Genomic DNA, 3,457 nt, shown 5'->3' with positions numbered 1-3,457 from the left:
GTGCAACACTATCTTCATAATTTAATTTCATAACCCTTCCGACTAATCTTCCAACACAGAAATTGATTATAAAGAATAATAAAACTGGATGGTCTACTAAAAATAACATCACCATTAAAAATGGTGTTATTAGATATTCTGCATATGTCTGGATAAATTCAATCTGTCCAAGCAATATTCCGATTGCTACCATTAATAAGATGACTAAACTTTGAAATTTGTTTACACTTTCCATTTAACCCCTCCTAAAAATGATTTAAAATGTTCCTATAAATGTTTGTAATTAATAAACTTTCTCAAATTTCCATATGTACATTTCTGTTTTTCTTTCCAATTTTTATCAAATTATGTCTTTGTTTCCGACCCTTTGTTTTTTTCAAAAACATTATTTTTTATATCTCCAACGATTATGCTGAAATAACACAACAAAAAGGCACTGAAATACAGAAGGATTACCTGTTCTATATTCCAATGCCTTTCTCAATCCTTATCACTGCTTTCTCATAAATCGCAGTATTTATTTCTTTATTCTAATGGTGGAACAGACGGATTCCGGTGAATGCCATTGCCATACCATACTTGTTGCAGACCTCAATGACATTGTCATCACGGACAGATCCGCCCGGCTGGGCAATGTACTTCACGCCGCTCTTGTAAGCGCGCTCGATGTTGTCGCCAAACGGGAAGAATGCATCGGATCCCAACGCAACATCCTGCATCTTGTCTAACCATGCACGCTTTTCTTCTCTCGTGAATACCGGCGGTTTTACTTTGAAGATCTTCTCCCATGCGCCATCTGCGAGAACGTCCATATACTCGTCACCGATGTAAACATCAATCGCATTATCACGGTCTGCTCGCTTGATGTGATCGACGAACTGGAGATTCAGAACCTGCGGTGCCTGACGCAAGAACCAGTTATCTGCCTTCTGACCTGCAAGTCTTGTGCAGTGTACGCGGGACTGCTGGCCTGCTCCGATTCCGATTGCCTGTCCGTCCTTTGCGTAGCATACGGAGTTGGACTGTGTGTATTTCAGCGTGATCAGGGAAATCACAAGATCTCTCTTCGCAGACTCCGGAAGTTCCTTATTGTCTGTCACAAGATTGGTCAGAAGTTCCTCATTGATCGCCAGATTATTTCTTCCCTGCTCAAATACCACTCCAAACACCTGCTTGCGCTCGATCGGCTCCGGCTCATAGGACTCATCGATCTCGATCACGCAGTAGTTGCCGTTTTTCTTGGACTTTAAGATCTCCAGGGCTTCCGGCTCATATCCCGGAGCAATCACACCGTCAGACACTTCTCTCTTGATCAGCTTTGCGGTATCCACATCGCACACATCAGAGAGAGAAATAAAATCACCAAAGGAAGACATACGGTCTGCACCTCTCGCACGCGCATAGGCACTTGCAAGCGGAGAGAGATCTCCCATATCGTCTACCCAGTAAATCTTTGCCAGAGTCTCTGTCAGCGGCACGCCGACCGCTGCACCTGCCGGAGAGACGTGCTTGAAGGAAGTTGCTGCCGGAAGTCCGGTTGCCTTCTTGAGTTCGCGCACAAGCTGCCAGCCATTCAACGCATCAAGCAGATTGATGTATCCCGGGCGGCCGCTCAGCACTTTGATCGGAAGGTCTTTTCCCTCATTCATAAATACTCTCGCCGGTTTCTGATTTGGATTGCATCCGTACTTTAATTCCATCTCGTTCATTTTGCGCACTCCTGTCCTTTTCTATCCTAATTCATTCCGTTCATTCGTTTCCAGATCGTTTTGCTTCACAATTCTGTTTCGTAATTTTATTTCGTAATTCTGTTTAGTGATTCTTATTCACAATTCTGGTCTCGTAAGTTCCGTCTGCAAGGCTGATGTAGCGGACAAACAGGGAAACCTTATTGTCCGGATTCAGGCTGTTCCAGAGCAGATCAGTGAATGCATCCATGTCATCCATCATGCCGACTAACTTCGGCTCGCCCTCAAAGCTCGGAAGCGGATTACCGTCATGCATGTAGGTGTGAATGAAATGGCCCTCGCCCGCTGCCGGATTCTGATATGCAAACGTGTAGCGGTGGCAGGAATCCGGGTTGCCGTTGTTGCTCTTGAGAATTGACATTGCATAATTGTAATTGCCCGCCTCAATGTGCATCACACCGGAGATGCGAGGAGTGTAGTTCGGAGCATCCGGCTCAAACTCACGGCTGCGCAGAGACTGTTCAAAAGTCAGCTGCTTGTCCATTCCCTCATAAATCGTATCGGTCTGGTCACCGTTCGTCACGATCGTCTTATTTCCCAGCACGCGAACCGGAGCATAGATAATCAGGCTCGGATCTTCCAGTTTTGCAGGATCAAATGCCTGTGTGCGGATGCCCTCTCCATCCTCCACAAAGACACGGTTCCGGCTGTTCTCGCTTCTGCCCATGATAAAGTACGCAGTTACCGCACGCGTTCCGTCCGGAGTCTTTCCAATCACGATTCCTCTTCCCGGATATGCGTTTTCTTTCAGTTCCTGTTCCAGAGATAACATCTTCATTTTCTGCTTTTCTCCTCTCTCATTATCGGCAGCTCAGAGCGGGATCCACATGTATGCAAAAATATATGCAAAAAGACCGCCTGAGTACCACAAAAAAATGGCGCCCAGGCGGTCGGCATTATACATTCAGACGTGCTCCCTCGTGGTATCCCACTCTTTCCGCCAGTCGCACGCTTCTTATCCTTATCATAATCGATTTTTTTTCATCTGGCAAGTACTTTTTTTCATCCAATGTTTCCGTTTCCGATTCTTCTCAGGCGTACTTTTTCTTATTCATTGCGGATTGCCGCAAGGGGACTGAGGCGCATCGCCCGCATTGCCGGGAAAAATCCTGCCATCATTCCCACAAGAACCGCAAATCCCACCGCAGAACCTGCAAGCCAGAGCGGAATCCGGGAAATATTTCCCCCGGTTCCATTTCCAATGAGATTCGCAAGCGCCGGCACATGATTGAGCATCGCAGAGACGGCATAGCTGAATGCCAGTCCGACGACGCCTCCCATGAACCCGATGAATCCGGATTCCATCAAAAACATATTCCGGATGTCTCCCATGTCACAGCCGAGCACCTTGATCACACCGATTTCCTTTGTCCGCTCATAGATCGACATCATCATCGTATTTGCAATTCCGATCGCCGCGACAAACAGAGAGACTGCACCGATGCCGCCGAGCACGGCCTGAATCATCTTGGACTGCTGTTCCGCCTGGTTCATCCACTCCGCATTGCTGTTCGCCTGATAGCCCTGATCCGTCAGCTTTTTCTGGACTTCCGACACATGTTCCATCGTATCCACATTGACGATGCAGGAAGTGTACACAAAATAATTGTACGGTTTTCCTTTCTTGTTCGTCGGCTGACCGGGAATCGGGTTGCGTTTAAAAATCTTTCTCAGTTCCGTCTTCAGCGGTTCGAGCTGGGTGTACACCG

Annotated in this window: 4 protein-coding genes and 1 riboswitch; all 4 genes read right to left on the bottom strand. The window is 46.8% G+C overall.

Annotated elements, in window-relative coordinates:
• Positions 1 to 235 (bottom strand): hypothetical protein (locus ACR0QE_RS13250; protein WP_432628804.1); only part of this gene is annotated, 235 nt, incomplete at its 3' end.
• 295 nt (positions 236 to 530) lie between these two features.
• Positions 531 to 1,709 carry a phosphoribosylaminoimidazolecarboxamide formyltransferase gene (locus ACR0QE_RS13245; protein ID WP_432628803.1) on the bottom strand — a complete coding sequence of 393 codons (1,179 nt, stop codon included), beginning with the start codon at positions 1,707 to 1,709 and terminating at the stop codon, positions 531 to 533.
• Between the two features lie 103 nt (positions 1,710 to 1,812).
• Entirely contained in the window at positions 1,813 to 2,526 is a 714-nt protein-coding gene (locus ACR0QE_RS13240) for an IMP cyclohydrolase (RefSeq protein WP_432628802.1), read from the bottom strand.
• Between the two features lie 95 nt (positions 2,527 to 2,621).
• Positions 2,622 to 2,706: riboswitch (ZMP/ZTP riboswitch) on the bottom strand.
• A gap of 89 nt (positions 2,707 to 2,795) precedes the next feature.
• Positions 2,796 to 3,457, bottom strand: a 662-nt coding sequence (locus tag ACR0QE_RS13235; protein WP_432628801.1) for an ABC transporter permease, incomplete at its 5' end; no start/stop codon positions are given.

This window comes from Brotaphodocola sp. (assembly GCF_050873065.1).
Classification (GTDB): domain Bacteria; phylum Bacillota; class Clostridia; order Lachnospirales; family Lachnospiraceae; genus Brotaphodocola.
The sequence above is the reverse complement of the archived record's forward strand: the minus strand, read 5'-3'. Positions and strand labels throughout refer to the sequence as shown.

Excerpts from the sequence above, each read along its gene's own strand:
- ACR0QE_RS13245 (WP_432628803.1), bottom strand. The coding sequence starts at position 1,709 with ATGAACGAGATGGAATTAAAGTACGGATGCAATCCAAATCAGAAACCG.
- ACR0QE_RS13240 (WP_432628802.1), bottom strand. The coding sequence starts at position 2,526 with ATGAAGATGTTATCTCTGGAACAGGAACTGAAAGAAAACGCATATCCG.